Consider the following 23,657-nt stretch of genomic DNA (forward strand, 5'->3'; position numbering starts at 1 on the left):
TGGATGTGTTCTACTTAAATAATTGACCGATTACTTTAGGTATCATCTGTATCACTTCAACAATTGAAAATGAGTTCTCGACTTTATCAAATTTTTCTTCAGAATGATCTTTAAAAGGCAGTGGTTTAACTGTATCGCCCTGTATTGGTTCAAAATCATCCTGAAACTGAATTCGAATCGATATTGCTTCGTTCATATCGGCTTTATCCATTACTTGAAAATGAATGTGCGCTTCCGATGAATTGCCTGAATTCCCGCATTGACCAAGCAGTTGCCCTTCTTTTACTGTATCCCCCGGCTTTACAACGATCGAATCTTTCTTAAAATGAGCAATCATACTGTATTCCTTACTAGGGTGGGCAATAACAACATAATTGCCTGCAGCATTCTCTTCATCCATTTCCCCAGGGACATTATCTTTTATGTCTGAGACAACTGTTATGACTTCCCCCGCATATGGAGCTACAACATCTGCATTAAAGGCATAGTAATTAGCATTCAATGTCGGTAAATCCATATAGCTTCTGCCATCTTTCATGATAATTAGATCATAGGCATAGCGCTGCTGTTCGTATGGATAGTGGTAATTGACGAATTCATTCGTACCGCCCCAAAATACAAACCAGTCCTGTTCAACAGGCATACGATATTTGTTTTTCGTAAATTTCTGATCCGATTCTGGAAAAGTAACATATGGCTTTAAATAAAGACTTTGAATGACATTTTCCACATTAAATGCAACGACAATTGCTTTTTTCTTCTGATCATCCAACCAGACAAATTGAGTAATTTCATCGTATTGAAATTGATGCACAATTTCATAATGTTTTACACCTTTATTATATTCCTTCCCAACTCCAATAAAATCTTTAACAGATATTAAAGTATGGAAATCTGCAGTAGCAGCATTATAGATCTTTTTAAATTCATTATTGATAAAATATGTACCAAACAAAAGTGGATCTTGAACCGACATAAAAATCCCTCCTAAAAGTTCTTACTATTTATACGGCTCAAGTCCCAAATTCGTTTCAAAATTATATTAAGACCCTAGATCAATAAAAAGTGTTTATTAAATTAAATTAACATTAAACCGTTGATTTCCATTCCAGGACCGATGCTTTCCCCGGGCACGGCTCCAGCTAACTGAATTGTGCCTATAACGGCAGGCACAATTCAGTGGATCTTCCGCGCGTGCTTTTCCCGGTGGAGTCACGGTCCCTCCATTCCAATCAACTTATTAATCACTTTAAATAAAGTGAGATACGATATCTACGATGACTAGTAATAAAATCAATGAACGTGAACAACTGTTCCTGCTTAGCATTGTTGAAATTTATAATAAAAGGCTGTTTTCGTATATATTGTGTCAAAAATCCAATAAAATAACAGTAAAAATGCTAAGAAGCGCATAATAAAAACCTCAATCAAGAGGTCTTAACGTTTTTGATAATTTTTCATATTTAAACAAAATTAAATTGGTTGTTAACTGAACTTCTTTGGTCTTTTTGTATCCAAATTTTTCATAAAAATAGTGATTACGAAAACTTAAGTGCGGGGTATACAAAGTCCATAATTTCACATTGGGAAACTGCTCTTCTAGAAACTGAATAGCGGCAGTACCAACTCCTTTATCTTGACTAGTTGGAGAAACGAATACTTTATCTATATGCATACGTTCATCACTACCTCTAACATCAATTGCGCCGATAACTGTATCTTCGTCTAAAATTGTAAAATGCTGATATTTTTTTATATTTTCCGCTAACTTTTCACTTGTTTCGCAAGCTGGATTAGTTTCGAAGTCCTCGTATTTTTCTAAGTCTTCTTGAAATGAAGCTTTTTGAATAGGAAGTAATATCTCTATATCTTCTATTTTTGATTTTCTAAATAATAACGACATGATAAATCCCCCTGTATTAGTTTTACATTATTATACAATCATTTAATAGTAAATCAATCTTTTTTTAAAACAACAATCTTTTAGAAAATAGCCTAATAAAAAGACAAAAGGTCTCTCGAAACCTTTTGTCGACAATCTGTATTAGGTATTCTCTTTTTTAGCAAGCATTTCTATTTTTTGTGCGACATTTTCTATTAGATGATCAACCTCCGCATAACCGTAATAGCGGACATACATGACTACTTTACCTTTAACAGCAACTATTTGTTTCGTTTCTTCCTCTTCATGAACGAATAATTCATCAAGTGTGGCATGATCTATTTCTACGTAAGAATCAATTTCCTCTTTATACGAATTCCATTTAATTAAATCTTTTACTAATGGCGCCGCGAAAGCTTGAAAAGTTAGTTCATAAATTTCCGATGAGATACTAGGTGAATAAGTGCCGCTTTCGTCTAACCACATCCTACCCTCGACGATACCACCTTCATCTGTTTCATACTGCACAGGTGCAAAAATACTCCAGTTTGTCGAGTAGCGGTTTGCCCAATCCACTTCATCTATATAATATTCATCTCGTTGAAGTAAAGGATTCTGTTCAATATCTGCCAAACGGACAATAGGTAAGCCTCCATCCTCTTGAGGCAGAGTATAAGTATCCATTTTTATTAATTGCATCACTGGCAATATAGCACTTACAAGCGCGATTCCAGCATAGAAAAACGGGAAAATAGCATTTTTATGCAAACTACTTTGCCATGGGGCATGATGATTTATTGCTTTTCCTTCATTTAAATCTCTTTTTAATGACCGGATTGCCTTTGTTGCCTGGATTGAGTAATACACATAATAAAGAAAGAGAATACTCATGATACTTTGCTGAATAATATACCCTTCTACTAGACGTAAAACCGGTGTTCCGTCCAAAAACCATGTAGCGCTCAGTAAACCAATCATTAAAGCTACCGCTAACGACATTGCGATTAAATTAACAAGAAGGATCTTACTTAGGCGCTGTAACGTATAAGCCTGTTCAGCCGGGTCTGTATGAATTTCCGGTGCATTGCTCTCTTCCGGGGATGAGAAGACATGAAAATATTGATAGCTTGTTACATGTTCCCACCCATTCTCTTCATACAAATCTATTTGTTCATAAGTTATGGATTTTTTCTTCGTTACTTCCATGCGATATTCAATCCGCTTCGGCTCACCTTTTTTAAAATGAATAAAATAAGTCCCTATTTTATGAAGATGCAGCCCTTTTAAAGACATATCGGAAAAATAACTTTCATGCTCACCGATGCGCCAATATTCAGATGGTCGAATTTTACGTACAATTTTACTCATCGTTTGCCTCCTCTAAAATGCGGCTGTCATTAATTAAAGATTTCAGTCTCTCGTACTCCACACGTAATGCCTGCTCGCCCTCTTTCGTAATTTCATACGTTTTTCTTCGTCCATCATCCTTTGCCAGAACAATTAAACCGTCCTTTTGCATACGTGAAAGAACTCCGTATAATGTGCCTGGACCCATTTTTAATCTTCCGCGCGATACCTCTGTAATTGATTGCATTAATTGGTACCCGTGGTTTGGACGTATTAACGCTAATAAGACGTAATACATTGCCTCTGTCATCGGTCCACCATTATAGGACATGTCCATCACTCCTTTTTATTATGTGTCGCGATATATTGTATAACATAATAGTAAAGTATGCGGAAATATTTGTAAACTCTATTTTCACTTGTAACTTTCAGGAAGTTAACTCCGTCTAATAATTATGGAGGGATTATTATATGAAAAAAGTTATGTTACTTGTTTTATCACTGACTATTACATCAACAATTCTTTTAGGTTGCCAAACAAATGAAAGCAATGCAATAAACAATGGTGAAAATAAACCTAAACAGCAGTCAGAGGTAGAAGAGGTTCCAACATTACAAATCGATGGAAAAATTAAAGAAGTTAGTATTTCAAAAACGAAAGGAAGTAACAAAATCGTTCTTGAAGACAGTAGTTCTATCGAGACGTTAAAAACTATAATTATGAGTGGTGTGAAAGTAAATGGCATAGCGGATATGACTAATCCAGAATATTATATAGATGTTATTTACAAAAATGGAGATAGACAAAACTTTCATTTATGGATAAGTGAAAAAGATGAAACAAGCACTTTGATGAACACCGAAGATACCCATACAGCTTATACAGTTGGGAAAGAAATGACGGAAAAGTTAATTGAGTTCATTAAATAGCATACTTTCAAGACAGCCCATTGAATTCCATGTAAAAAAGCTCAGATATACTCTCTGAGCATTTTTACTGTTAAATTAATACATCAATTAGTTTAAAAAGAATTAAGTACTTCTTTTCATAACCTTATTAGCACCTAAAATGACTAACATGATTAACATTACAGAAAAGACTAAAGCCCATATACTTCCTTCTCCGAACAATGCAGTTAATACGACATCAAACGTAGGAACCCCCATCGCATACAGTAATGGCACTCCTAAAATGGTTGCAGTAATACCGATTACAAAATAGAACAAAAGATTTCTTTTCTTTCCATCCACATTTTTCACCCCCTTGTGAAATTAATTTAACATATAATTGCAAATTATTAGTGAATTATTCTAATTAATGGTCAAGAAAAAGCACAAACCCTGTTAAATCAATTTTTGTCCTTTTAAACTGTACTCCAGCTTTTATTTGGTAACGTTATTTAGATGTGGTGTGTTTACTATATAATTCAGCTATTACTCTATATTCTAATCTCTATTTACAAATATTATTTTTTTAGTTTTGAATTTTTGGGTACTAATATAAATCAAAGTGATAATAAACGATATGATACAAGGGTATCCAATAATTACGACAACATTTGTATGTTCAACTAAACTAAATTCACCCCATTCGAGCCATAATCGCCAGCCCATTCCAAGTGAACATAAAACTAAGGAAATGATGAAAACTAGTCCAACCTTATTTATAAAAATTCCTGCAAAAATATTTCCAACTAAAATATAAAATACAAGTGCTATAAATAAAGTGGCTAAGTCAAACCCTTTTAAATTTGGAATTACAAACGTAAATGAAATACCTGTATTAAATAAAATAACGATTATATTAAATAGCAAGAAACGCTTTTTATTTTTTTCAATTTTTTCAAAAGAACTTTTACTTAACATTTGACACCTCCTTAAATTGACCATTATTAAATTTTATTTTGTATGCTTTATATATCTTTGTTTTTTCAATAAATCTATTAAGTAATACATGAGTGAAACCAAAAATGATAGAAGTATAACAATTATTGTACCGAATGTATAGACCGCTGTTTCTATATGATCACCGCCGTCAAACAAATAACTAAATAAAAAAAAGAAAAATACACTAATCATTAAAGTGAAGAAAAAAATACTATTATACTTTGACATGACCTTTCCCCCTTTACAAAACCAACTATACTATAAAATCCCAATACTTTACTCAACTATTCTGCTGAGGTACCATTTCGGTCTGTGAAATAGCTTAAATACCGATCTAACAATACAAATAGGGACATAATTCATACTACGAATTAGTCCCCAATTGTTTTGTTATTTAATATGTTTCTCCCTATCAAAACCGTACCCGCAACTAATTTCAGCTTTCTTTTTATTCTTTATACTACTAACGAATTTGTCGTTAGTTTGATAATGAAATTTTCATTAATACATTTTTAATAAATACTGATCCGGTTGCTACCATTAAGGAAACGATAATAATTACTAACCCTGCTAATGCCATGATCGGCGGAAAAGCATTTGCCGTATCAAGTATAATAAATCCTGCTACGTATAAAGCGATGATAATGAATGCACAATATTTAATATAATTTAACCCTTTTATAATGCTGCTTGAAAATAATGATTTCCGTTCAATCACATATATCATATTCAATGACTCATAAAGCGCGTAAAAAAATGGGATTGCTGTTGCGTATAATCCAAGTAAAATAGGATATTGCAAGTAGGCGACTTCCGGATGAACAGCAGCTGCTTCCTGGGCAAGGATAGGTAAAAGATATACACATAAAAACAATACGATTATGCCCATAGCGATAATGCCTAAACTTAAAAGAACGGAATTGATTTTCTTCATAGTATCCTCCTTATTTTCCAATGTTTCTCAATAAAACGAATTAACTTTATGAAGGTTTCCAGGAAAATGAAAATGGGCTTAAATAGAGGGAGGAATTCCGCTTATTTAGTTAATTTCTTTAAAAGTGGTCAAAATAGACGGAGAAATTCCGCTTATCATCCTAAAAAACAAGTGAGTGAGTGCGTTTTTCTATGAATAGACGGAAAAATTCCCTTTATTTTCAACTTAAACTAAAGGTTAACAGCGTATAAAGGGAAAATCTCCGCTTATTATATTTTCGTTTGCTCGACAAAGATTCAGCCTCAAACGTTAATAGTGTCTAACCGTTTCATGGACGAGTAGCTTCGTTAGTATTTTTATTCAATTTCATACGGTTAAACCTTCGGAAACAATAACTTCATTGTAAAACCACGCTTATATTCTGCTTCGGCCTTCATTTCAATTTGCAAATCATCACATAATTTTTTCACTAAAAACAAGCCCATTCCTGTAGATTGCTTTTGATTGTGAGTATCTCCAGTAAATCCTTTATCAAATATAAATGGTAAGTCTGATGGCAAGACACCCAGTCCATTGTCAGCTACTTTCACATAATAGCTGTCTTTTTCATGTTCAAAGCCGGTTTCTATCCTAATAAAACTCTCACTATTTACGTTTCGATATTTAATTGCATTTACAAGTAACTGGATTAAGATAAAATGAAGTGCTCTTTCATCAGATACAACAGGAATGTCCTTGATATCCGTATGAACACTTACCTTCTGCTCCTCCAATAATGATTGTAGCTCTAGTAAGACATCTTCAAAGCATTCCAAAATCGAGACCTTTTTCAAGCTATAATCCACATGTACCGCTTGAACCTTGGCAAAAAATAATATACGTTCTATGTAATCATGAATCGTTATATTTGCATGATCTAGCCGTTGATAAACTAAAGAAGACATTTCCTCTTTCCGATTTTGTAACACAAAATGAAGTAATGAAAGTGGTGTTTTAATTTCATGCACCCAGCTTTCGATAAACGTTTGATATTCTAATGATTGGTACTTTGCCTCTAGTGCTTCATCTTGCAGGCGACGTAATTCATTGGCTAAATCGTGGACGACTTCTTTATAGGAGTTCCCTAAAATTTGTAATAATTGTGCTTCCTTCTCAAGAGAGGGCTCTTTTAAAAACTGATAAAAAGTAGTTTGTCTTTCTTGCTGTTTTTTCAATGTAATAATTACCCCATACAACATCGTAACCAATGTGATAATGAGCATCGTCGGTACTAATATTTTAAATTCTTTTGGATAAGCTACCCACGCTAAAAATATAAATAAAGCACTATTCACAAAAAGGAGTAAAATCCAGTGATGCGAGTGCTGAAATAGATGTAGCCAATTGACTTTTTTCATGAGGTTTCGCCCCCTATTAATTGATAGCCTACACCTCTGACTGTTTTAATTGACTGTGACATTCCCACTTTATCTAACGTTTTTCGAAGTCTCGTCATATTAACTTGTAAAATGTTCTCGTCTACAAATTCATTACTTCCCCATAGCTCTGTAAAAAGTTGCTCCTTTGTCACTATTGCTGGTGCATTGTTTATAAATAATTTCATCATAATGGCTTCATTTTCTGATAAGGCGACAGACTGCTGAGCAGCATATAAAATATTTCCTCTTTCATCTAGTGTGAATTGAGCCCATTTTAATAGTGTAGGCATTGTAGCGTACAGTTGTTGTAGCTTTTCGATTCGGGCAATGAGTCGCTTCGGATGACACGGTTTATTTAAAAAATCATCCGCCCCGAGCTCTAATGCATGCAGTTCATCTCGTAACTGATTACGTGCGGTTAACACTAATATTGGACCAACGCCCTTCGCATTTAACGTACGACAAATTTGAAAGCCGGACATATTCGGCAGATTTAAATCCAATAATACAAGGGACGGATTGGCTTTTATAATCGCTTCAACAGGGGCATCAAAAGTAGAGATACTCACAACTGAGTACCCCTCCTTTTGTAAAATATGTTGTAATTCTTCACGTAGAAAATGGTCATCTTCTACTATGACAATGTTCGCCATACAAACACCTCTAGTCAATATCGTTTAGCTTTTGTATTTCTGCGTCGCTTTTTCGTTGTATCATCCGAATATATAACACTTCGATTATTATAAATAGTAGCACAACAAGTCCAATCACACTGATATTACGAACATTATACTCAGCTGCTGGCATGGCGGTTAATAAAGACCAAATCCCAAAAATACCACTAATAAGTGCCACTGTAATCGCTAAAATAAAATATAACCAAATTTGCTTGCGTGCAGACTGACAGATGGATTGTACATTTGCACCGAGCATCGCAAGTGTTTCGTAGCGACTACGCGTGCTTCTTTGTTGCATTAAAAAGTTCAAGCCTAGCACCGTATTGGCGATTAGTAAAAACATCACGCCTAAGTAAAACGTAGTATAGGTAGCTGCTACCGTATAAAATAGCTGTCTGCCCATACTTGCAAGGTAGCTTTCAAATTGCACACCCATTGTGTTGAGTACTTGATCGACTTCAAGCATTGCCTGCATAAGCCCTTTTTCTTTTACGAAATCACTTTTTAACGTCATATTCCACAGCCACGTATCAGCTTCATCAAAATATTGAGTGAACAATGTATCCGGTACGATAAGTGCATACATTAACGTAATCGCACGGTCCGCTACAATATTATCTGAGTATAGATTTGATGCTAATGTATACTTTTTCTCCGCAATTTCAATTGTCGGTTCCTTTTGTAATAAATCCTTTAATACATCATAAGAAGAACCTGTAACATCACTTGAATACATCGCCACTTCATTGTCTGCTAGTACAATTTGTTCCTTACCTGCTGCTTGTAGCATATCATTATAGCTTGATAATGAAATAAAATAAGGATTACCTTTCTGTGAAAAGTTATTGATTAAAATATTTTTAGCCTCTGAATCAGGTGCATTCGATATTTCCTCCATTAATCCCGTCCACGCAAAATGAAAGTTTAATGTTGACTCATCTTCGCTTGCGTAAAAATTGTGCAACGCCATGCCGTAAAATTGCTCGACATATGGTGCTAATCCCGCTGATTGCACAACCGCTTGAATTTCTGCCTTTTCATCATTAAACGTGTAGTCCACTGTTCGCGTAGCTGCTGCATCATTCGTTAAAGCAGTAGACGTCCCGAACGCAAAGCACACCATCGCCATTAAAATAAGTAATGATGAAATTGCCAGTGAGCTCCATTGATGCAGTACGTTTTCCTGTAGCTGTCTCGCTGTAAACATCGATAGACCTGTTGTGGATTTACCTTTTTTCTTCACATAAACACCAATCAAGCTGCCTAAACCGCGGAACATTATAAACGTCCCCATTATACCGATTAGTAAAATTATTGCAAATACACTGTAATCAAAATTTCGTAAATATAAAATCGCCATACCGTATGCGATACATAAAAAGATTGTCCCAAGCAGTAAAGTAGCACCGGATAGTAGACTGACTACACCCCATTTAGGTGTCATTGTACTTTGCGACTTTTCTTTATCCTCATGAAGTAATTCAAGCGGCTCTTTTCGGCTCAACTTAAAGCTCAAAATCAACATTGCCAATAATTGCACAAGAAAGAAACCACAAATCGTTAATAGGATACCAATCCATGAAATTCGAAATGCATGTCCTACAATGCCCAAGCCAACTAAACGAGACGTCGTTAAATTAATAAGCTCCGTTATAAACAAAGCAATCGGTAAGCCTATACAAAGCGACATGATACTATTCCATATCGCTTCCCCCATCATCATGAGAAATAACTTACTTTGCTTCATCCCCATCATTAAATACATACCGAACTCATGACTACGCTGCTGCATCTGATAGCGATTGGCAAAATACACAAGGAAGAACACGAATACTAGTGAAAACCCATAAAGTACGGGAATTAATAATAGTAAGCGATCTACTGCATTACTTTCAATTGTCTTCAAATACCGCATCACATCTTGTTCACCTAGTGACAAAATCACATAAAACGCCACGATCGATACAATCAACGATGCAAAATACACCCCGTTTTCCTTTCGCGTTTGTCGGCTATTACGTTTCACAAAATCAAAGAACATTACTACTACCTCCAGCAAGCTGCGCCATCACCATCACGATGCGCTCATAAAATGCCTCTTGCGATTCATCCAGTACATTTCTGCGTAGTTCATGGAAAATGACCCCATCTTGGATAAACAAAATTCTAGAACAATAGCTAGCTGCATTCGCATCATGCGTCACCATTAAAATCGTAGAGCCTTGCAGTTGATTGTGTTCAGATAGCTTCTCCATTAAAACTTTTGCGTTTTTCGTATCTAGCGCCCCTGTAGGCTCATCTGCTAGGACAATACTAGGATTGGAAATTAATGCCCTTGCAGCTGCAACCCGCTGCTTTTGACCGCCCGACAACTGTGACGGAAATTTATGTAACAGGTCTTCAATATCAAATCTGTTCGCTAATTCCGACAACTGTTGCTCCTGTGCACTTACAGGGATCCCATGAATGGCTAACGGCAACACGATATTTTCTTTCACTGTTAAATTATCAATCAGTTCAAATTGCTGGAATAAGTAGCCAATGTGATTGCCTCGATATGCAGCAAGCTGCCCCCCTTTGAACGATGAAATATTTTGCCCCTCTAGTAATATTTGACCTGATGTTGGCTTCAACATTGTAGCGATTACATTTAATAGCGTTGTCTTTCCTGAACCACTCGCTCCCATGATGCCAAGAAACTCCCCTGGTAAAACATCAAAAGTGACACCATTTAATGCCTTTGTTTCACTTTGTCCTTCCCCAAAAACTTTATGTACTTCTTTCACTTCAAGTAATTTATTCGACGCATTCATCATTACAGCCTCCTGTTTGTTTCCTTAGCATTACCTTACTACAAAAAACAGCAAAATTACTCTTACAGTTGGCGTAAGGTTTGAAATAGAAGGAATTAATTTACAATATAATTCCATTTTTTATTCATTCAATTTACGATTTCAATACTCCCAACCAATTTAAATGATTTTATACGCACATATCAAACATCACTTTGGGAACCTCTTTGGACATTTTATATAAATATTCATTGAAATATAGGATAGTAGAGGTATATATTAAGGTAAAACGAGGGGGGTGTAATATGCCTTACGTTCACGAGTTTGGGATAGTTGCTTGTATAGAAAAAGATAAAGAATATAGTCATTATGAACCCAAAAAATATGATTGCATAATTGTGGATGGTGATCTCCTTGATGAACTAATGTCTAAGGATTTTGGTGAAAAAATGCATCAGTTAAATACATTCGCACATAACACAAATAGACCCTATAAAAACCTTGCCTATTTTGGTATAACATTGATACCACCGAGTTCTCATAAACAGTTTTTACATATTGTTAGTGAAGCAAATGACGAATACAAATCAAAAGAACTAGAAGAATTGATGAAAAAAATAACCGAGGCAATAAAAGGAGATAAATGGATGATTCACTTTGGTGTATAACTTTGTTAATCAATACTCAGAGACGTTGCGAGAAATCATTTTAAAAAGGACTGCTCAATTCAGTCGAACTGAATTGAGGTAACATATCAAAAGGACGCTTTGGGTGCAGTGCATTTTTATTATTTTACGAAAAGACTGTAATATAATAAGTGATTTAATTTTGAAACTAAGATGCAATTCTAGGAATATGAAAACGAAAGCTTTAATCACCCTTATTTTCTACCCGATAATTACTATTATAGCTTTAATTTACATTTACAATTATAGTTAATAAAAATTTAATTGTATGCAATATAAATTTAAATACCGTTTCCAAATGAAACTTTGCGAGGCACTGAGCGAATCTTATTCACTTAGTGCCTCTTCGCTTTATATAAAACTAACTTATACAGTAAAATGAATAAGTCATAGTAATATTTGTAAAAATAATTACAAAAAAAGTCACCAAACGATATTTTCAAGTGTGTAGTAAGTGAAGAAAGGAGCTGATTCGCTTTGCAACAGGTTATTTCTACGACTGAAATAGAGATAGATATAGACCGAATTGTAGATACATACGGAAATATGTTATTTCGGATATGCCTAGTTATTTTATGCAACGAATCCGATGCGGAAGATGCTGTGCAAGATACATTTATAAAATATTTATCGAAGGCGCCTACTTTTAACGATTCCGAACACGAAAAAGCTTGGTTCATTACGGTAGCAACGAATCGCTGCAAAAATATGCGAAGATACAATATTATTCGTAGACACCTCGATATTAATAACTTGCAGCTTTATTGTAAAAATGAAGAAAATTACGGTTTACTTGAAGCTCTTATGAAACTGCCTCACAAGCAAAAGGTCGTATTATTACTCCACTATGTAGAAGGCTATAAGGTTGAGGAGATAGCGAAAATACTTACCATTACAGTAGCAGCAGTTAAAAAGCGATTACAACGAGGTAGAGAGCTTATTCGCCAAAATTATTGTGAGGAGGAACAATGATGGATGAACGTAAAATAAAAGATGCTGTTAACTCAATTGAAATGTCTAAGGTAATAGAAAATCGCTTGAAAAAGGAATGCTATGACCAAAAGCGAGAAAAATCGCGTCACATCAATTTTAAAAAGTGGGGTTCTGTCGCAAGTGTGTTTGGCATTCTTTTACTACTTCTGTTCAACTTGCCGTTTACTAATCATTACGGAAACTCTCAATTAGTCAATTTTACGATTACAGCTTATGCGGCGGACAGCACAGATCATCAACTTTTAAAAGAAAAAACGACATTCGATTTAGGCGTGTTAGATCGGTTAAATGGTATAACTAGTATAAGTGGGGACGGAGATAATTTAATTTTTACTGATGTCTCACTTCAAGTTTCTGGAGATAATATCGATGTTATTATATATGAAATTAATAATGGAACTTTTATAGAGGATGTCATCTTGTCTAAGGAAGAAGTAGCCAACAAAGATCAGCTAGTACTAGAAAAAATTAATTATATAACGAATGAACCTAATTCAGAAATATTCCAAGCTATAAAAGACATTGGTAATACCTTTACCGTTAAATATAGCGAGCAGCAGCAATCTAAATACTCACTCGCAATTCCTCCTAACATTTCGATAGAAGAGGACGTATTAATTAGCGTAACTGTAACTTATACAGACGGCACTTCTGAACAACAGGATATTGTTGTAAATCAAGAATCGGATTCTATTTCATTAATACTTAATCAATAATAAATGAGAATTTATTCCCTTTCCCGTCCAAATCCACATTTTTTTTACAACATCTTAATTAAAAATAACGTTCCCAAACAAACGAAGGGTCTGAATAATCGACAAACGTTGAAGTAACAGCGTTTGTCGATTTTTTAGTGTATCTTTATTTATACAATTTTATATCCAGGAAGACAAACAGTTGAATCAAAAGTTTGCATAAAAAACATGGTAGATCATGTTTCTATATATCTGCATCTTTTCTGACGCTATTTCATAAAAATATTGTTAAATTAATTGGTCCTATAATGAATAAACTTATTTTGAGAAATTCACTCAACTAATAATTCTCAATGACTCCACCTATTGATGAAGCTCTTATAAACGGCTCTTTTAAAATTTCTACTATTTCTTCTTTCGTCCCATAAACGACCACCCCTAATATTTCTATATCCTCTAACTTGACATCTTTCATCTTGTTAAAAGCATTTAGATGATCAGAGGAAATACTCATTTGCAGTAATTCTAAAAATTCTTGATAGTCACCTTCTAAATCATGGATTGAAATATAAGGCCTGTTTATCGAGAAACCTAGAGCCTCATACTCCCTAATAAATGTTGAAGACCAATCGTCTTCTTTTGCTTCTTGTTGAAACTCGTTTAATTGCTCACTACTATAAGTATCTACCCAAAACCATGTCATTTCGGGGAGCTGTACGAAAATTTCTCTTGGTTTGTATGGCCGTTCAAAGGAAAGTGCCACTTCATAAATTATATCGCCTTGCATAAGCTCTATCTGTTCTTCATCATCTTTATATTTTTTATAAGATACATTCGGATGAAAAAACATCACTTCTCGCCAACCATTTTTTTTATAGCCAAATTGCCAATCTTCACCTGTAATCCCTATTTTGCCACCCGAGTATCTTGATGTTAAAATAGATGGAAAAAGACCAAATGAGTATTGTTTTCGTTCGATTACAACCGATTTGATTTTAAAGTCTTTCGAAATTTCATAGTTGCTTACTCCACCAAAAAAACCTTTGGAGTCTACGGTTCCACTTATGTAACCGTTTGGCGTACTGAGACGGACATAAGCATCCCACTGCTTAAATGCCTTTTCACTATAGTTTGCCGAAATTATAGAATTGGCTATGTTTAAAACGACGAATACCACGATAGAAATAATAATGACCGTTATGGTTGTCTTCAATTTCCCTCTTCTTACTGCTTTCTTGATTTTCTCTTCATCAAAAAGATCATTTGAAAAATCATTCATATAGCTCCCTCCACTTCTTTTGAAATTCTTTTCTTGCTCGAAATAAATAAGTTCTGACCGTTTCTTCCTTCATGCCGAGTAGCAAAGCAATCTCTTTATAACTAAGTTCCAGCTCATATTTTAATAGTAAAAGCTGCTTAAAGATTTCTTGAATATGTTTTAAAACAAGTTTGATTTGATGATTCATTTCTATCGTTAATACAACCAATTCCGTATCTTGCTCATCAGCAAAATTGTTCCAGAAATGATCATTGTTTATTGAAATGGATTGTTCCTTGCCCTGCTTCCTTAACAGTTTTTTAAATTCATTCATGGAAATCGTAAAAATATAGGAAAGTGCTTTATCGGAAGGAACACCACTGCTATAAGCAATGAATTTCGTATAGCTCTCTTGAACAATATCTTCTGCATCTTCATGACTACACCCGTTCTTTTTTAAAAAGAAATAAATCATCTTTGCTTGCTTCTTGTATATTTCCAACAAAAGATGCGAATCCATAGGCACTCCTTTCTAAAGCCCTCACTTATAAAGAGTCTCTTTCCATTAAAAAGTTTACAAGAAAATTAAAAGATTTTTAGCAAATGGAAGTACCATTACATAGAAAGCAGATGAAGTAGAGAAAGTTCTAAATCATATGCTTACCTCGTTTCGTTCATAGTGAAATTTAGGAGTATTAAATTTTATATTAGGAAAATTACACCCTAAATGGAATATCGATGAACTTTAATTTTAATTTCTCCTTCTGCACCTTACACCTCATTTCTCACATAACTTTGATTTCGGTAGCCCGGTGGAAGGAACGTTATTTTCCGGCATATATCTAGACCGTTTCTGGGCATCGCGAGACCCGCAGGCTTTTCAAATCTCTCCAGAAGGACCCACTTTTATTTTTATAGAATAATAATTGCAACAAAAAAGATGACGCAGCTTGAGCCACATCGTCTGTCGTTATGTTGTTTGATGAATATTGCATATTACCCTAATAACATGTTCATTTTGAAAAAGTGTGCCAACTTACTGCCAAAAGTCTGCCAATACTTTTTTACTCTCTACTACTTCTTTCTATTAAATTTATAACGATTTTTTCTTGAAATTCTACTTTTTTAGGTTCGTCATTAATAGAGTTTGTTAATTCAATAGCAATCATCGTATCTTGTACTTTTTCTAATTTACTATAGAAAAAATTAAGTTGTTTTAAACTTTTATTATATACAACAAAATACATTGCACCAATAAATTCAAGCAATATACCAGAAGCTATAGAGATAACCGAAATGGATAAATTATCATCAAAATAAACAAGCGATTCCTAATAGAATTGTTATGAACCCTCCTATTATAGCTGTCAGGCTCATACCAAAACTCTTTCTAGCTTGACTCTTATTAATTGTATAGTATTCCGTTGTTTGATTAAGGTTTTACTGAATAATATTAAATACACTTTCTAATGATTCGGGATCGTTCATTTCAACTTTCTTCTTCAATTCTTCTCTTTCTTTAGATAACTTTTTCAATTCAATATCTAATGGGTTTCTTCCAAATTACAAAAAGTGATAGATTGTGAATAAAATGCCCTAAAATCGTTAGATTCTAGGGCATTTTGTTTAAGTTATAAGTTATTCAATAGGAAAAATTAAAGGTCTTACCTTTATGAATTTGCATCCGTCAAAGGATCAATATTTATATTGTATTTTACTTTAATGTCCATCTCCTCAAACAATTCAATCCATTTTTTTTCTTCCATTGGTTTTGAGAAAGGTCTTTTTGTTTTTACGCCAAGCTGTAATGGATCCACTCTCAATTCTTGCATGTTTTTAAATAGTTCATGTGTTTGTTTTTCAAGATGGGTTTCGATATCTTCTTTCATATTTTCTAACTCCTTTGGGTCAAATAATTGCTTCTCTCCCCGGTATTCCTCAATCCTAGTATCTATATTCAAGGTATAGGTCATTGTAGCGTAGCTACTATCGATATCTACTATTATTTTAGATCTAACATGACCCAGTACAACTTCAAGTTCTGAAATCGGTAAAATGTCTAAGTAGTGATGGTTGTTTATCAACTGGAAGATACGATCATCAAAAGATGAAATCGTTTCAACTAGCTTGTCATCTTGAAACAAGGCTGTACCTTCATAGTTGACCCCATCCTCTTGTATTTTGAATACAGGCAAGAAAGGATCTGAATAAGGAGAATAGAGCAAATGCTTAAATTGATGAAGATTAATGACAGTTAATTCTCCTTGGCTTTTTTCCTCATAATGCTTCAGCATTCGATAAAACGAGTAATCAAAGTTTTCATCTTTGTCCAATTGACTTTCTAAGTATTTTTCAAAATTTCCTTTTACGATAACTAAATAAATTCTCAAAGGAATATCGGGATCAGTCAATATTACATTTATAATGGACATAATCCCCTCTTTTGCAAGTTCATCACTAATTAACAGCATCCGCATTTGTCCGGATTTAACTTCCTGGTAGAAGTTTAAGTTGTACTTCTGCACTCCCTCCTTTAATAAGCTGACTTCTTGCGACATAATATTCTTATTTTTTTTACTTAGAGAAGGCAAAATTGTACTGACTTTTAATTTCCCATTATCCCCCTTACTAATTGCCAAAAAAGTAATGGGAGAAATCTCTTCAATAAGGTTATTTTCGGTAAAAGGGGCACAGCCAGCTAACCATAATGTCATACAAAGGAGTATCAATCTTTTAAATATCTTTTTATAAAGACACATATTATTTAACCCCCTGTTTTTTCTTCATTACTAAAACAATAACAAGTGGAACAAGAAAATAGCTTATGCTTCCAGCTATAATTTGAAGATTAAGTAAAAAGTTCTGCTTCTCCCAGGGTTTCCAAAATAATTCATTCAAAAGAACCATTCCGATAAAAATAATGAATACACTGAATAATAAACCTTTTCCACTGGACGGTTTGTTCATTTTACCTAAAGCTATTTTAGATGCTCCATAAAACAATAGTATGAATAGAGAAACCGCAAAAACTAAGTTAAATAATTCAAAGGAAAGCATGATCATATCAATTCGTTCAAACACTGGGTTTTGAAAATAACGGGCCATATTAATAATTGGATATTGACTTTTACTTAAATAATTGGAACCGAAATAAAGTAGGGATGCCATAAATAGGAATACATACTCTACAACGGTGAGAGCGTTGCCGTATGACAAATAGCGAAAGGTTTTATTGTTTGTTTTAAGCCAAGGTCCCAAAAATACCAGAAATTCCGGACCAGAATAGGAAGACAAAATTAAAAAAAAAGCCTTCCAATTTTCTACTTTCCACTCCATTGGAATAAGTGGATACAAATCACTGAGTTGAGCTATTGGAGGAAAGAAGAAAAAAATGAAAAATGTAATCATCCAAAATGTACTAAAAAAAGAAATTAACACAAAACGAATGGTATGTTCAATGCCCTTAGCTGCGACATAAAAACAGAACAACAAAATAAAAAAGACAAGAAAATTTGTATCTGTTGATGGAAGCATAAATGTTTGAACAATTTCGCTGAATCCTAAGGTTATGACGGAAAGTTTAAGTAGAATAAAGAACAATCCGATGAAAGAGAGAAACCGTACCAGTTTTTTTCCAAACAATTGGACAAATCCATTATATCCAATGCTAGATAATCGGGATGAAAGCCACTTAGATAAAAGAAGAAGGTTTAGTTGGGATAATATCCCGACAGCTATAAGCACCCAAATCATATATGGATGGATCAAGATATTTGGCATAATAAGAAAAAAGTATAGCATTTGGAGGCGATTTACCAACAACATGGCATAGAGCCCATTATAGGTTACATTCTTTTTAAATAATTGGTGGGTTTCCATCAAGTCATCTCCTATTTTTATATCTCTTCAGTTTTAGAGGTTTAAGATGCTCTGGACGTTCCAACATTTTGACTAAGGGTCCTCGAATGAATAAGTCAATCCAATCCTTTCTAAAGAAAGGGGAAACGGGTGAAAAATAGGGTTGCTTGATTGAAGACAAGCTATTAAGATGGGCTAAAATAGCAATAATCCCCAGCGCAATCCCAATTAACCCAAATAAAGAAGAAAAAACAAGAAGCATCAATTGCATTAATGAATTTGCTTTTGTCATAAGGTAATTGGGAATAAGAAAGGAAGCTATCGTCGAGATCCCAACCATGACAATTAATACGTTACTAGCGAAACCAGCCTCAACAGCCGCTTGACCAACTACAATACCACCAATAACCCCTAGTGTTTGACCTGTTTTTGTAGGCATCCTTAAACTTGCTTCTCTTATGATTTCAATAAAAATTAACATTATAAATGCTTCCCAAAAAGGAGTGAAAGGAAGCTTGCTCCTTGAGTCGACCAAGACCAGAAGGGTTTGTATAGGAATCATTTGATAGTGATGAGTTGTCAATGCCACATAGAAAGGAATCAATGTAATTGACAGAACAAAACTGACATATCGGATGATGCGCAAAAAACTGGCAACTACCCATCGATTAATATAGTCCTCGGGTGATTGGAACAAATGGAAAAAAGTAATAGGTGCAACAAGAGCAAATGGTGTATTGTCTACCAGAAGGGTGATCTTTCCTAATCCCAGAGAATAAGCAACTACATCAGGTCGGTCAGTTTGCTGAAACTGAGGGAAAATACTATTTTGATGTTCCTCCATGAATGCCGCAATTTGAGAAGAGTCAAAGAAGAGATCAAAATTAATTTCAGAAATCTTCTCTTTGACTGTTGAAACAAAATCTGGGTTAGTCAGCCCCTCTATGTACATTAAAACAACACTTGTCTCACTCATAGAACCGACAGTAAACTTCTCTGCTTTCAGCTCATGTATGGGGAGTCGTCTTCGAATAAGCGTAATATTTTGTTCTACTTGTTCACTAAAGCTGTCCTTTGCTCCGAACAGGATGGTTTCTGTTTCGGAAGTTTCTATGGCACGTCCAAGAGGATTTTTTAATGGCACAGCTAACCAAAGGTTTTGCGAAGAATCAAATAACAAAATGGACCCTGAAAATAACTGTTTTATTGCCTCTATAATAATAGGAATGTGAATAATTGAAGAATTCACAATGCAATCTTGAATAGACGGTTTAGAACAATTAGTTAAAGGTTTTATAATGCTTTCAGTTAATTTCTCTTGATCAATGAGAGTTCGTATGTAAACAAGATGAATTTTTCGAATATCGGAAATGTCAATTTCCAAAAATTCTGCATCATCCATTTGAACGAGGCTTTTTTTTAGAGCTTCTATCGATAATTCTGATTCAGTTATTGATTGAGCAACAAGCTTACTTTCAATTTGTTTTTTTTTCCAAAACACGTACATCCCACCCTTCTAAACTCTAGTCGTACTTAAATATTCCATATTCATACACATTATTAGCCATTTAATTTTAAAATATACGTAACAAGTAGAGGAGTACGGGACCCCAAGTACTAGCCAGAGAGTTAAATTTGAGATGAATAACAAAGATATAGCAGGATTTGAAACAATTTAAGTTGAATAACGATTTATCGGAAATATATTACATATTGTTTATATCAAGTGAGAAAACAGGGAGAAACGTTGACTCAACAATGGTCTTCCTTATATGGGAGGCGGTACACTACTACCGCTGTGACGGTTTATACCTTGTGAAACGCGGAATATTAAATATTAAGAATGTTATTCAACAATATGGCCCGTTTGTTGAATAAGAACTTTATTATAAATGATCGAACTTAATTATTAATTATCAATCTTTATTAAAAATCCACTCTCTTACCATAGTTAAATATCCCCAATATTGAGGATTCATAATAATTAAGTTAAAAGCGAAGTAGCCCCTTGTTTAAGGTACTACTTCGCTTATATTTATGGAAATCCATATTATATGTATATTTTTAACGTTCCTAATTTTTATAATTCGGAAGCATACTTGTTTAACTCTTTACTCATAGATTCAATCTTAGTCATAATGTTTGAAATTTCGTCAGTAGAGGATGCTTGTTCACGTCCAACAACGACAACCTCTTGAATAGAAGCTGTAATCTCGTTCACGGAATTTTGGATGTTCGTTAGTGTTTGTCTTATTTTTTCTGTTGAAGAAACGGTTTCAAAAGAAAGTTTTCTTATTTCATTAGCAACTACTGTGAAGCCAAGACCTTTATCCCCTGCCCTTGCTGCTTCAATAGCGGCATTTAACCCTAAAAGGTTTGTTTGATCAGCAACTCTCTTAATGAAATTTAATACTTCATCTGTATTTTTCACTTCTTCCATTGCATGAGTGGATTGTTCTAACAATTTATCACTGATTTTTGAGAGACCTTCTGAGCTATCTGTGATTGATACAACACGGTTATTAGCTTTTTCAAGTGATTGTACAATCTCATCTGAAATCGCTCTAAGTTGTTTTTCATTTTGTTTTTGTAATTGAATCGCTAGTGCTCCAATTACCTGACCATTATCTAATATAGGTGCAGCTATGCCGGTAAAAGGAAGTCCAAAGAACTCCGGTGGAACTTCATCCTGTATTAATTTGTTGTTTTTAATACAATCTGCTAGAGGTTCTTGTGGATTTATTTTAGTACCTGGTCTCGCTCCTATATCTATTTTTCGCCCTGGAAAGTAAGCGATCCATTCTTCTGTATCAGTTAATCCGATAGCTAAGTCTGGTAACATCGAATGGAATAAAGGTAAGACATCTAAATAGTTTTGTAACGTCGGATGAATAGCTGTGTTTGAATTGAGTTTATACATTGTTGTTCTCCTTTGAGTAATTGCTAATTTTCATCTTGTCAATGCTTTTGAAAAACACGCTGCTTGTAATTATTGTATTTCTTTAAATAACATAACACGGTTTTAAAATATATGCTACATAGGTCCTATAAAATAATATTCTGGGGAGCATGGGTTGAGTTAGTGAGTTTATCGCAAACACCCCACTTTCAATTATTTGGGGGTGTTGGTTAACAAACTGTCATTTTGGAACTAATGGGGATTCAATTTTATTATTTAACGCTTCTGCTTGGCTCATAAAAGAATTCATATTGGCACTTCTAGTAATACGTAATCCTAATCCAACTTCACGAAGTGCTTCCCTTAAGTTTTCAAAGTTCCGCTTATCTTCTACGGTTAAATCAGCAAATCTATATAATTCATCAGTTGGAAATTGGTTTAACTTGAAATATAAATGTTCAAGAATTTCCTTTTCACTTTTAGAAAGCGTTCCCAATTGCTTGCCAGTTGTCATTCCAAGCCAAATACCGTTTAATACATCGCCTAATTCAGTTGTAACCAAATTAGGTTCAGACCAATTATCTTCCATCTGGTTAGCGATCAAGCCTTCCAACTCTACTAAATTACTTTGGACTTCTGTAACAACAACTTGCTCCTTTACGAAGTTCATCTTTATAATTCCCCAAGCTACAATTGCCACGAGTAATATGTTCAAACCTATTGAAAGTCTGAAAAATAATTTTCTTTTCACTTAATTAAACTCCCCCTTTAAAAATAGCTTACCATGGTGCCATCTTGCTTATTAACATATTTCTTATCGGCGAAATTTTAATCTATTCAGACACTACCCTATATAAATGTTATTCAACAATATGGCCCTTTAATGAAAAGTGGTGTGATCCTTATTAAAGAATTGCGCCCGATTGTGGAAGTTTGTTATTCAACTAAAATCTCTCGTTAGTTTAAGAAAGAATGTTCTTTATTTATCTTGTTATATAAATCGATTCTCTCTTCAACTTTGTTATTATTATCCTTCCATTTAACAATCATATAGATGCTATCAACTTGCTCAATTGTTATCGGGGCTTTATTTTCATTAAAGTACGCTGGCCCTTCAATTGCTCCAGTCGATTTTTCTGTTAAATCTGTACCTGGGCCACTTTCCATATTGTGATGAACTACTGTATCTTTATTGTTAATAACTACATGGGTAATAAACTCAAACCAATCTGTCATATATTCATTCTCATCTTTGATTCTTAATGTTCCGTTACCTGCTTTAAAGTCCTCTTGAGTTAGAACAATTTCATAGTTTGTTAAACTCCAATTATCACTTTCACCCATTAACGACAAGTAATAATTGTCTACACGCTCATTACAACCTGAAAGGATTAAGACAAAATAGAATAATGGAATCAAACTCAGATATTTTAACTTCTTCACTGATACTAAATCCCCCTATCAATTGGACGCTTTTTCAACCTAACCTGCTTAGTTTAAGTTCACTTATTCACAAGACCCTCTATATATTAACATAAATATCCAGTTTTTCTTATTAGGCGTTATTCAAGATAATGGCCCGTTTGTGGAATAAGAAAATTGTAATCCTTACAGATTAATTATCAATCTTTATTAAAGACCACACTAAAATTCATGCAATATGTCACCTGCTCGGAATAAAATAACTCACAATAATAGAGGCGCCCTTACTAATAAAGTGTATAATTGAATTATTAGAATTCTTCAATACTAGGTGATAATATAATGAATTTCCCACGACTTTCTCAAATACGTTTCCCAAAATTAATATTACACTCCTTGCTATTAGTCAGCGTTTTGACACTAATATCTATAATTAGCCAAGACATAATTAGGTGGATATTTAAAATAAATTTTTCTTCGATAAATGGAATTGCTAGTTTCTTAGTAATGATTTGGATTTTCTTTGCTATTCAGAATAAAAAATATCAGAAAGATTAAATGGGTATAACATTCTGATTTTGCGAAAAGTTGTATAGGAGGTGTGTTATGAATAAAAAAATGGGGATTTTTATATTTGTATCCTTCTGTTTTTTAATATGGTTATACTTTGCCATATATGAATCCTCAATCGATAACTGGTGGACAGTACTTGAAATAACACAGGAGACTGATCATATTGTGGATATCGAGGTGTCATTAGTAAAGGTGTTGATCGGGACGATTATATTTACTATCAGTGGTTTCCTAATCAATTTATTGTTGTCTAAGCTTCCAATAAAAGATTGATAAAGCATACAGAATCATTCTAAATAACGTTTACAAATCAAATTTGCGTATACGGCAGGAATG

Annotated in this window: 25 protein-coding genes and 1 pseudogene; 4 read left to right on the plus strand and 22 right to left on the minus strand. The window is 34.0% G+C overall.

Going from position 1 to position 23,657, the window contains the following annotated elements; all coding sequences use genetic code 11:
- Positions 1-10: 10 nt before the first annotated feature.
- The 4 genes from NYE67_RS10055 to NYE67_RS10070 all read right to left on the minus strand — a co-directional run bounded on the left by NYE67_RS10055 (position 11) and on the right by NYE67_RS10070 (position 3,560).
- Positions 11-976, minus strand: coding sequence for a M23 family metallopeptidase (locus NYE67_RS10055; protein WP_340729933.1), 966 nt, complete (start codon positions 974-976; stop codon positions 11-13).
- A 447-nt stretch (positions 977-1,423) separates the two neighbouring features.
- A complete protein-coding gene (locus tag NYE67_RS10060; protein WP_191704476.1) occupies positions 1,424-1,903 on the minus strand; it encodes a GNAT family N-acetyltransferase in 480 nt (159 codons plus the stop codon).
- Positions 1,904-2,044: 141 nt separating this feature from the next.
- Entirely contained in the window at positions 2,045-3,250 is a 1,206-nt protein-coding gene (locus tag NYE67_RS10065) for a DUF2812 domain-containing protein (RefSeq protein ID WP_340729934.1), read from the minus strand.
- Positions 3,243-3,560 (minus strand): PadR family transcriptional regulator, encoded by a 318-nt coding sequence (locus NYE67_RS10070; protein ID WP_191704474.1) that lies wholly within the window; start codon positions 3,558-3,560, stop codon positions 3,243-3,245. The genes NYE67_RS10065 and NYE67_RS10070 overlap by 8 nt, the downstream gene beginning before the upstream one ends.
- A 140-nt stretch (positions 3,561-3,700) precedes the next feature.
- Here NYE67_RS10070 and NYE67_RS10075 point away from each other — a divergent pair, with 140 nt between their 5' ends.
- Positions 3,701-4,159 carry a hypothetical protein gene (locus NYE67_RS10075; RefSeq protein WP_340729935.1) on the plus strand — a complete coding sequence of 153 codons (459 nt, stop codon included), beginning with the start codon at positions 3,701-3,703 and terminating at the stop codon, positions 4,157-4,159.
- A 102-nt stretch (positions 4,160-4,261) separates the two neighbouring features.
- On the opposite strand, the gene NYE67_RS10080 is transcribed toward NYE67_RS10075, so the two are convergent.
- From NYE67_RS10080 to NYE67_RS10115, 8 genes are all read right to left on the minus strand, one after another.
- Positions 4,262-4,480 carry a hypothetical protein gene (locus NYE67_RS10080; RefSeq protein ID WP_340729936.1) on the minus strand — a complete coding sequence of 73 codons (219 nt, stop codon included), beginning with the start codon at positions 4,478-4,480 and terminating at the stop codon, positions 4,262-4,264.
- 195 nt (positions 4,481-4,675) lie between these two features.
- On the minus strand, positions 4,676-5,095 hold the full coding sequence (locus NYE67_RS10085; RefSeq protein ID WP_340729937.1) for an ABC transporter permease: 420 nt from the start codon (positions 5,093-5,095) through the stop codon (positions 4,676-4,678).
- Between the two features lie 33 nt (positions 5,096-5,128).
- Positions 5,129-5,344, minus strand: coding sequence for a hypothetical protein (locus tag NYE67_RS10090; RefSeq protein WP_340729938.1), 216 nt, complete (start codon positions 5,342-5,344; stop codon positions 5,129-5,131).
- A 250-nt stretch (positions 5,345-5,594) separates the two neighbouring features.
- Positions 5,595-6,050 carry a DUF2975 domain-containing protein gene (locus tag NYE67_RS10095; RefSeq protein WP_340729939.1) on the minus strand — a complete coding sequence of 152 codons (456 nt, stop codon included), beginning with the start codon at positions 6,048-6,050 and terminating at the stop codon, positions 5,595-5,597.
- 374 nt (positions 6,051-6,424) lie between these two features.
- Positions 6,425-7,447 (minus strand): sensor histidine kinase, encoded by a 1,023-nt coding sequence (locus NYE67_RS10100; protein WP_340729940.1) that lies wholly within the window; start codon positions 7,445-7,447, stop codon positions 6,425-6,427.
- On the minus strand, positions 7,444-8,121 hold the full coding sequence (locus NYE67_RS10105; protein WP_340729941.1) for a response regulator transcription factor: 678 nt from the start codon (positions 8,119-8,121) through the stop codon (positions 7,444-7,446). The genes NYE67_RS10100 and NYE67_RS10105 overlap by 4 nt, the downstream gene beginning before the upstream one ends.
- Positions 8,122-8,131: 10 nt before the next feature.
- On the minus strand, positions 8,132-10,186 hold the full coding sequence (locus tag NYE67_RS10110) for an ABC transporter permease (RefSeq protein WP_340729942.1): 2,055 nt from the start codon (positions 10,184-10,186) through the stop codon (positions 8,132-8,134).
- Positions 10,176-10,958, minus strand: coding sequence for an ABC transporter ATP-binding protein (locus NYE67_RS10115; protein WP_340730904.1), 783 nt, complete (start codon positions 10,956-10,958; stop codon positions 10,176-10,178). Before NYE67_RS10115 ends, NYE67_RS10110 begins: the two co-directional genes overlap by 11 nt.
- A 284-nt stretch (positions 10,959-11,242) precedes the next feature.
- Here NYE67_RS10115 and NYE67_RS10120 point away from each other — a divergent pair, with 284 nt between their 5' ends.
- From NYE67_RS10120 to NYE67_RS10130, 3 genes are all read left to right on the plus strand, one after another.
- Positions 11,243-11,605: a hypothetical protein gene (locus NYE67_RS10120; RefSeq protein WP_340729943.1), complete on the plus strand. Its 363-nt coding sequence runs from the start codon at positions 11,243-11,245 to the stop codon at positions 11,603-11,605.
- A gap of 495 nt (positions 11,606-12,100) precedes the next feature.
- Positions 12,101-12,595, plus strand: coding sequence for an RNA polymerase sigma factor (locus NYE67_RS10125; protein WP_340729944.1), 495 nt, complete (start codon positions 12,101-12,103; stop codon positions 12,593-12,595).
- Positions 12,595-13,332, plus strand: coding sequence for a hypothetical protein (locus NYE67_RS10130; protein ID WP_340729945.1), 738 nt, complete (start codon positions 12,595-12,597; stop codon positions 13,330-13,332). Before NYE67_RS10125 ends, NYE67_RS10130 begins: the two co-directional genes overlap by 1 nt.
- 319 nt (positions 13,333-13,651) lie before the next feature.
- Here the strand turns inward: NYE67_RS10130 and NYE67_RS10135 are convergent, their stop codons facing one another.
- From NYE67_RS10135 to NYE67_RS10175, 10 genes and pseudogenes are all read right to left on the minus strand, one after another.
- Positions 13,652-14,590 (minus strand): anti sigma factor C-terminal domain-containing protein, encoded by a 939-nt coding sequence (locus tag NYE67_RS10135; protein WP_340729946.1) that lies wholly within the window; start codon positions 14,588-14,590, stop codon positions 13,652-13,654.
- The gene (locus NYE67_RS10140) at positions 14,583-15,089 is read right to left on the minus strand and encodes an RNA polymerase sigma factor (protein ID WP_340729947.1); all 507 of its coding nucleotides are present in this window, start codon (positions 15,087-15,089) and stop codon (positions 14,583-14,585) included. The genes NYE67_RS10135 and NYE67_RS10140 overlap by 8 nt, the downstream gene beginning before the upstream one ends.
- A gap of 544 nt (positions 15,090-15,633) precedes the next feature.
- Positions 15,634-15,837 carry a hypothetical protein gene (locus tag NYE67_RS10145; protein ID WP_445683389.1) on the minus strand — a complete coding sequence of 68 codons (204 nt, stop codon included), beginning with the start codon at positions 15,835-15,837 and terminating at the stop codon, positions 15,634-15,636.
- Positions 15,838-15,946, minus strand: a pseudogene (locus NYE67_RS20785) (hypothetical protein); the annotation flags it as partial. It lies immediately after the preceding gene.
- A gap of 293 nt (positions 15,947-16,239) precedes the next feature.
- Positions 16,240-17,283: a Ger(x)C family spore germination protein gene (locus NYE67_RS10150; RefSeq protein ID WP_340729948.1), complete on the minus strand. Its 1,044-nt coding sequence runs from the start codon at positions 17,281-17,283 to the stop codon at positions 16,240-16,242.
- 46 nt (positions 17,284-17,329) lie between these two features.
- Complete coding sequence (locus NYE67_RS10155; protein ID WP_340729949.1) at positions 17,330-18,448, minus strand: GerAB/ArcD/ProY family transporter; 1,119 nt, start codon at positions 18,446-18,448, stop codon at positions 17,330-17,332.
- 4 nt (positions 18,449-18,452) lie between these two features.
- On the minus strand, positions 18,453-19,934 hold the full coding sequence (locus NYE67_RS10160) for a spore germination protein (RefSeq protein ID WP_340729950.1): 1,482 nt from the start codon (positions 19,932-19,934) through the stop codon (positions 18,453-18,455).
- 573 nt (positions 19,935-20,507) lie between these two features.
- The gene (locus NYE67_RS10165) at positions 20,508-21,347 is read right to left on the minus strand and encodes a methyl-accepting chemotaxis protein (protein ID WP_339212248.1); all 840 of its coding nucleotides are present in this window, start codon (positions 21,345-21,347) and stop codon (positions 20,508-20,510) included.
- Positions 21,348-21,567: 220 nt separating this feature from the next.
- Complete coding sequence (locus tag NYE67_RS10170; protein ID WP_339212250.1) at positions 21,568-22,077, minus strand: hypothetical protein; 510 nt, start codon at positions 22,075-22,077, stop codon at positions 21,568-21,570.
- A 206-nt stretch (positions 22,078-22,283) separates the two neighbouring features.
- Entirely contained in the window at positions 22,284-22,745 is a 462-nt protein-coding gene (locus NYE67_RS10175) for a hypothetical protein (RefSeq protein WP_340728047.1), read from the minus strand.
- Positions 22,746-23,657: the final 912 nt, after the last annotated feature.

This window comes from Solibacillus sp. FSL W8-0474, assembly GCF_038004065.1.
Lineage (GTDB): Bacteria > Bacillota > Bacilli > Bacillales_A > Planococcaceae > Solibacillus > Solibacillus faecavium.

Excerpts from the sequence above, each read along its gene's own strand:
- NYE67_RS10165 (WP_339212248.1), bottom strand. The coding sequence starts at position 21,347 with ATGTATAAACTCAATTCAAACACAGCTATTCATCCGACGTTACAAAAC.
- NYE67_RS10055 (WP_340729933.1), bottom strand. The coding sequence starts at position 976 with ATGTCGGTTCAAGATCCACTTTTGTTTGGTACATATTTTATCAATAAT.
- NYE67_RS10090 (WP_340729938.1), bottom strand. The coding sequence starts at position 5,344 with ATGTCAAAGTATAATAGTATTTTTTTCTTCACTTTAATGATTAGTGTA.
- NYE67_RS10135 (WP_340729946.1), bottom strand. The coding sequence starts at position 14,590 with ATGAATGATTTTTCAAATGATCTTTTTGATGAAGAGAAAATCAAGAAA.
- NYE67_RS10100 (WP_340729940.1), bottom strand. The coding sequence starts at position 7,447 with ATGAAAAAAGTCAATTGGCTACATCTATTTCAGCACTCGCATCACTGG.
- NYE67_RS10070 (WP_191704474.1), bottom strand. The coding sequence starts at position 3,560 with ATGTCCTATAATGGTGGACCGATGACAGAGGCAATGTATTACGTCTTA.
- NYE67_RS10085 (WP_340729937.1), bottom strand. The coding sequence starts at position 5,095 with ATGTTAAGTAAAAGTTCTTTTGAAAAAATTGAAAAAAATAAAAAGCGT.
- NYE67_RS10120 (WP_340729943.1), top strand. The coding sequence starts at position 11,243 with ATGCCTTACGTTCACGAGTTTGGGATAGTTGCTTGTATAGAAAAAGAT.
- NYE67_RS10155 (WP_340729949.1), bottom strand. The coding sequence starts at position 18,448 with ATGGAAACCCACCAATTATTTAAAAAGAATGTAACCTATAATGGGCTC.
- NYE67_RS10065 (WP_340729934.1), bottom strand. The coding sequence starts at position 3,250 with ATGAGTAAAATTGTACGTAAAATTCGACCATCTGAATATTGGCGCATC.
- NYE67_RS10060 (WP_191704476.1), bottom strand. The coding sequence starts at position 1,903 with ATGTCGTTATTATTTAGAAAATCAAAAATAGAAGATATAGAGATATTA.
- NYE67_RS10110 (WP_340729942.1), bottom strand. The coding sequence starts at position 10,186 with ATGTTCTTTGATTTTGTGAAACGTAATAGCCGACAAACGCGAAAGGAA.
- NYE67_RS10160 (WP_340729950.1), bottom strand. The coding sequence starts at position 19,934 with ATGTACGTGTTTTGGAAAAAAAAACAAATTGAAAGTAAGCTTGTTGCT.
- NYE67_RS10150 (WP_340729948.1), bottom strand. The coding sequence starts at position 17,283 with ATGACATTATGGTTAGCTGGCTGTGCCCCTTTTACCGAAAATAACCTT.
- NYE67_RS10140 (WP_340729947.1), bottom strand. The coding sequence starts at position 15,089 with ATGGATTCGCATCTTTTGTTGGAAATATACAAGAAGCAAGCAAAGATG.
- NYE67_RS10095 (WP_340729939.1), bottom strand. The coding sequence starts at position 6,050 with ATGAAGAAAATCAATTCCGTTCTTTTAAGTTTAGGCATTATCGCTATG.
- NYE67_RS10115 (WP_340730904.1), bottom strand. The coding sequence starts at position 10,958 with ATGAATGCGTCGAATAAATTACTTGAAGTGAAAGAAGTACATAAAGTT.
- NYE67_RS10105 (WP_340729941.1), bottom strand. The coding sequence starts at position 8,121 with ATGGCGAACATTGTCATAGTAGAAGATGACCATTTTCTACGTGAAGAA.
- NYE67_RS10075 (WP_340729935.1), top strand. The coding sequence starts at position 3,701 with ATGAAAAAAGTTATGTTACTTGTTTTATCACTGACTATTACATCAACA.
- NYE67_RS10130 (WP_340729945.1), top strand. The coding sequence starts at position 12,595 with ATGGATGAACGTAAAATAAAAGATGCTGTTAACTCAATTGAAATGTCT.